Source organism: Streptococcus sp. 23.2 (genome assembly GCF_016648665.1).
Lineage (GTDB): Bacteria > Bacillota > Bacilli > Lactobacillales > Streptococcaceae > Streptococcus > Streptococcus salivarius_E.
Genome location: NZ_JACLQJ010000022.1, coordinates 18,922 through 25,285 on the forward strand (window position 1 = coordinate 18,922; position 6,364 = coordinate 25,285).

At 38.2% G+C, this 6,364-nt stretch carries 3 protein-coding genes; all 3 read right to left on the reverse strand.

Annotated features, from left to right (window positions below):
* Positions 1-3,129: LD-carboxypeptidase LdcB/DacB (gene ldcB, locus H7T98_RS09725; protein WP_260319158.1), on the reverse strand; the 3,129-nt coding region annotated here is incomplete at its 3' end.
* A gap of 274 nt (positions 3,130-3,403) precedes the next feature.
* Entirely contained in the window at positions 3,404-4,054 is a 651-nt protein-coding gene (locus tag H7T98_RS09730) for a DUF6287 domain-containing protein (protein WP_073687384.1), read from the reverse strand.
* Between the two features lie 130 nt (positions 4,055-4,184).
* Positions 4,185-6,026, reverse strand: a complete 1,842-nt coding sequence (locus H7T98_RS09735; protein ID WP_073687383.1) for an SH3 domain-containing protein — start codon at positions 6,024-6,026, stop codon at positions 4,185-4,187.
* Positions 6,027-6,364 lie beyond the last annotated feature (338 nt).

Sequence of the window (6,364 nt, forward strand, 5' to 3'; positions counted from 1 at the left end):
AGTTCCTGTCGCTGGAAGGTTGATGGCACCTGTAGTGGCTGGTTTGCTTTCAGCAGGTTTGCTGCTAGTAGCATAATCGCCACCTTCGATACCAAAGTACTCTTCCAAGCTCAATCCTGAATCGTGGATGTCTTTAGCTTCTTTACCCACATAGCGGATATGCCATGCTTCTGGCATGTAGCCGGTTGAAGCTTCTTTACCTGCTTGGAAACGCACGATAAAACCATAGTTATGTGCATTGTCTTTAAGCCATTGACTAGCTCGTGCATCCTCAAGCAAGTTACCTGATTTATCAGTCAAGTCAAAGACCAAACCAGTTTGGTGTTCGCTGAACCCAGGACGAGCTGAGTAACGGTCCGCAGCTGCTTGACCATCACGGCTTACGTAGTTGTCGTAAAGAGTTTTTTGATAATCGTAAGAACGGAAACCACTGTATGAACGTCCAACATTCAACCCTTGATTAATCATATCATCACGAAGGCGAACAAAAGCTGCCTTAGCTGTAGGATTTTCACCTGGGTTATAGTCCTTAGAAAGACCATGCTTCTTATTGACAATGATAATATCATCGTATTTACCACGAACACTGTAGTAAGAACCGTTATTTGTCAATTTCCCTGTTACTTGAGATTCAGTGGCTTGAGGCACTGTGGCTTTGGTTTCTGTGATATAGGTTCTCTTACCATTCAACATATAGTAAAGATGCACAGAATAGGTTCCAGCATCGCCTTTGTGGCTGGCTGTATCTACATGAACCTTATAGCTACCGTCTGATTGTTTATCAGCATGATACCAAGTGAGATCGTCTTGACCATTCTTATCTGACCAGATTGGGACACGGACTTCTTTAACTTCTTTGCCACCACCTGAAACATTGGTAACGACAACATCAAAGCCATTAGAGGTTTGGTTGGTAATCGTCAATTTTCCTGTTACTTGAGATTCAGGGACTGTAGCTGTAGTTTCGGTAATATAAGTTCGCTTACCATCCAACATGTAGTAAAGATGCACAGAATAGGTACCAGCATCGCCCTTGTGACTGGCTTTATCTACATGAACCTTGTAGCTACCGTCTGATTGTTTATCAGCATGATACCAAGTGAGGTCATCTTGACCATCTTTATCTGACCAAATTGGAACACGAACTTCTTGGACTGCCTTGCCACCACCTGAAACATTAGTTACGACAACATCAAAGCCATTAGAGGTTTGATTGGTATTCGTCAATTTTCCTGTTACTTGAGATTCAGGGACTTTGGCTGTAGTTTCGGTAATATAAGTTCGCTTACCATCCAACATATAGTAAAGATGCACAGAATAAGTACCCGTATCACCCTTATGGCTAGCTGTATCTACATGAACCTTATAGCTACCGTCTGATTGTTTGTCGGCATGATACCAAGTAAGATCGTCTTGACCATTCTTATCTGACCAGATTGGGACACGGACTTCTTTAACTTCTTTGCCACCACCTGAAACATTGGTTACGACAACATCAAAGCCATTAGACGTTTGGTGGGTGATCGTCAATTCCCCTGCTACTTGAGATTCAGGGACTGTGGCTGTAGTTTCGGTAATATAAGTTCGTTTACCATCTAACATATAGTAAAGATGCACAGAATAGGTACCAGCATCACTCTTATGGCTAGCTGTGTCTACATGAACCTTATAGCTACCGTCTGATTGTTTATCAGCATGATACCAAGTGAGGTCATCTTGACCATCTTTATCTGACCAGATTGGAACACGGACTTCTTTAACTTCTTTGCCACCACCTGAAACATTGGTTACGACAACATCAAAGCCATTAGAGGTTTGGTTGTTGATGGTAAGGTTACCAGAAACACGGTTTTCTTGTGGTTTAGACTCAGTAGCTTTCAAGGTCGCAATATCCACATAACGACGTGTACCACTGTAACTGATGTAAGAAATCCATTGATGGTTATCCGCAGTCAAGACCTTGTCATAGTTCACTTTGTAGCCTTTTTCCAAGGTATAAAGTGTTTCTGCAGAAGCCTTAGGTTCATTTTTAACATTCAAGCTACGTGTCACATTATAAGTACCACTTGCTGGAAGCTTTTCAGCACCAGTAGTTTCTGGTTTTGCTTGATTAGTCTCTGTTGGTTTAACAGTTGGTGTTTCAGCTTTGGCAGGTGTCAAAGTCGCAATATCTGCATAATAGCGAACATAGTCATACCCAAGGTAAGAAATCCATTGATGATTATCCGCAGTCAAAACTTTGTCATAGATAACATGGTCACCCTTACTGAAAACAAAAGTAGGTTTGAGGTCTGCTTTTGGTTCTTTCTTAATATCTGTGTCACGTGTAAAGTAGAAAGTTCCTGTCGCTGGGATGTTCAAAGCACCTGTTGTGGCTTGAGTGCCATTAGAAGGCTTACCATCCCCATTACCACTATTACCGTTACCACTACCAGCTGCCACTGGTTTCACTGGCGCATAACGACGCACGCCAGAGTATGATTTGTAGCTAATCCATTGGTAGCCGTCAGCTGTCACGACTTGATCGTAAAGAACGCTGTCTCCTGGATTTACATAAAATTCAGCCTTGGCAGACACCTTAGGTTGATTCTTAATCTCTGTACGTTCCTTGTAGACATAAGTTCCTTGACTTGGAAGGTCGCTGTCTGTAATTGTAGCTGGTTGGCTCACCAAACTAGTGTTGACAGCTACTCTCGTTAAGGCAGATACATCAAGGTTAGTGGCTGTTTCAGATGAAGAATTTGTGTTCCTTGTCGCTTCTGAGCTAGCAGTTGTTGATTCAGAAGTTTTATCTGCTGCTTGTGAGGTACTAGCACTCACTTCACTTCTAGCCTCGCTAGTAGCAGTTTCACTAGCGGTTTGGCTAGTTGTTGAGACTTGGCTAGCTTTCTCACTTGATGCCGCCCTATCTGTTGCTACACCACTGAAAATATCAGCTGCGGTCACTGCATCACTATCTGAGGTAGCAAACAAAGAAGCATTTGAAGGTGTTGAAACCTCATGATGCTCATCAGCCAAAGCTTGACCCGCAAAGACCAAACTAGCTCCTAAAAGAACTGATGCTGCCCCAAATGAATATTTACGAATGGAATAACGTTGTTGTTCGTGTAAAAATTTTTCTCGTTTCATATCAATTATTCTCTCTATCGAATTGATGTTACAGGTTGATTGTAACACTCGGTGACAAATATTACAATTATTTTACAGAATATTACTAAATATTTCTCACTTGTCCATTAGTATACCAAATTTATTTGATTTGTTCCCACTTAAATCATAAACTGTCCGATTTTCGTCATAATCGAAAGCCGAAGCAAACCATACTTATTTATTCGTAATTTTATTAGGGAAAAGTGAAAAAAATATAAAAAGATTGCTATTTAACTAGCAATCTTTTTTCATGTTAATTACGATAAAATGGATAATTTTCTGCATCATCACTTTGACCAATAACAAGATGATCTGAATCGCCATTACCAGTTCCAGGAATAGCCCAAAAAGCTGCGCTATCAATATCAGAAGCAATTGTTCCTGAAAAATTTCCATTATTTAAATGTCCAGAATAGAGATGATAAGTATAACCACTCCCATTTTGTACTGTGCCATCTGGGGAAATTGTGACAAATTCTCCTCGAGAGTTTGTCCAAGTACCAGCGATTGAACTATAATCACCTGAACTTAGTTGCTTCCCATTTAATGATGATGTTTGTGTTTCTTCTCCTGTTTTTTCTTTTGTAGTCTCAGAAACACTTCCTGAAGATAAGACCGTTTCATTAGTATCTTTAGTTGCAGAATCTTTGGCAACAGAAGACTCACTAACCTCAACTGTTTCATCTTTTGTGTCTTCATTTTTTACATGCGGATTTGAATTTTTCTTATCGTTCTTAGTAGATTTACTTGAGCTTGAAGATGATTTCTTAACAATTTTAGTTTGGCTGCTACTTGTACTAACACGTGCAGATTCATGGCTGTTAAACTTAGTCACCAGGAAGATGGCAAGAATAACAATAATGAGAGCCAAGACTGAACCAATAAGCTTACTTGTAGTTTTCATATTTTATGTTCCTTTTAATAAATTTTTTACGTTGTAAATATAACATTTTTATTTCTATATTTCAATACTGTTACATAAAAAATATAGAAATATTTCCTGCCATCTTCTATAATAGGGTGTCCTCTATGTCTTAGTTAATAGCAATATAGCGACGTGCACCTGAATATGATAAGTAAGAAATCCAATAATGACCATCTGCCTGAATAAGGCTATCATAATTTACTGTATTTCCAGCATCATAATAAGCCAACTCAGGTGCAGAAATCTTTGGTTCTGCTTTGATACTTGCATGGCCTTTAAAAGTATAAACACCACTATTAGGAATTGATGGTTTAGAAGGATTAGATGTAGTTGAAACACTTTCTACAGTTGTCGTTGTTCCACCTACACCAATTTGTTTACCACTATCAATAACATAATAGAGATGGATTAGATATTCTCCTCTGTCATTCTTATGATCACTAATTTTTACAGAAGTCTTATAGGTACCATCAGATTGTTTAACAGCTTTATACCATTTCAAGTCATCTTGTCCATTTTTTGCTGACCAAATTGGAACTTGAACTTCTTTTAGTCCAACATTACTTGAAATATTCGAGATAACAACATCAAAGGTACCTGATTGGTCATTCTTATTTGTAACGTTAATGATTCCTTTAACCTCTGGTTTTACCTCAGTTGAAAGCTTTTGTACTGGAATATAGCGACGGTTTCCTGCATATGATAGATAAGAAATCCAGACATAACCATCTGCTTGGAGTGTTTTATCATAATTGACAGTATTTCCTGCTTCATAATAGGCTAGTTCTGGAGCAGACATTTTTGGTTCAGCTTTAATGCTTACTCTCTCTGTAAATTGATAAGATCCTGAAGAAGCTAAATTACTTCCTGTATTATCTGTTGGTGTTGGAGTATCAGGGATACTTGTATTACTACTTTTTAAATCTTTAAAGTGGATGTAACCAGTGAATGAATTTTTGGGAACCACACGACTATGATAACGGAACTGATAGGTTGACCCATAGTTATACTCCTCGATTTCTACATTATCGCCTTTGACGGCTGACACCCAAGCAACGTGACCATAAAGACCATCGTCCAAATATGCTACAGAGCCTCTAGTAGGAATATTATCAACTCTATATCCCATACTTCTTGCATTTCCACCCCATTGTCTAGCATGACCTAAACCTCTAGGTGTATCCAATTTATTAACTTGATAGAGTCTATTAGCAACAAAGGAAGTACAATAAGCAGTTGCATAACCCCAGCTATCCCATTCCCCTGGATTATTACGCCATGCTACTGGATAATCATCACCGATTCTAGAAATATTAGACAAAGGTCGTCTAATATTTCCAACACTAAATAATCTCGAATAACCAGTACTTGGTGTTGATGGTTTATTATCTGTTTTAATTTCAGGAACTTTTGGATCAGAAATTTTCTCTGTTACAGTAACTTTTTCAGTCTCCTTATCTTCACGTACCTCCAACTCAATTTTTTTATTTACCTCATTTGAAATATTTGGAGTAGTAATTTTTTTATCAGATGACTTATCAGTATTTGTCGCTACGTTAACCTTTTCTTCTACTGTTGATATAGCTTCAGTAGTATTTTCAACTTTGTGAGTTTCATTCGTAGTAACTGTTTCAATATGCTGAGAACTTTCACTTGTCTTTTCTGGAGTCACAGCACTTGAGGGTACTTCAGCAGGTGCCAAACTTTCCTTTGGAACTGAAACAGTAGCTTCAGAAAGAACAATCTCAGCATTTGAAGAAGTTGCTTTATCTGATGCAACTCCATTATCACTAGTAATACTTGTAGTTGATTCAGAAACAGCCACTTGCTCATCAGCATGAGCAGTCTGTACACCAGAAAGTAGGAAAACCCCTAAAAGCACAGAAGCAGCACCAAAAGAATACTTACGAATTGAGAAACGTTGAGCAACATGGTAAAAACTAAATTTCATAATAATATCTCCTAGTCTTTTTCATAACTCTCTCCTATGCAAAAGAGTATAGCACGACTATGACTGTCAAATTGTTATAAATCGTAAAAAGTCTAAAAATTGTCACTATTACAAATTTATTATATTTATTCACACAAAATATAAATATTTCTTTTACTTAGATTAGAAAGTCAGTGTTTTGGAAATTTTGCAAGTATTCTGGATATATATTTTTTTAATAAACAAATATAGGATCAGGTACTTGTTTTCAAAGGACAATCGTAACCACCCGTCTAACGGGTGGTTTGATCAAGGGCTATAAGCCCATAATACCAGCCAGCGCCTAAAGACGCTGGCTT

Coding starts and splice junctions, on each gene's coding strand:
- H7T98_RS09735 (WP_073687383.1), bottom strand. CDS start 6,026: ATGAAATTTAGTTTTTACCATGTTGCTCAACGTTTCTCAATTCGTAAG.
- H7T98_RS09730 (WP_073687384.1), bottom strand. CDS start 4,054: ATGAAAACTACAAGTAAGCTTATTGGTTCAGTCTTGGCTCTCATTATT.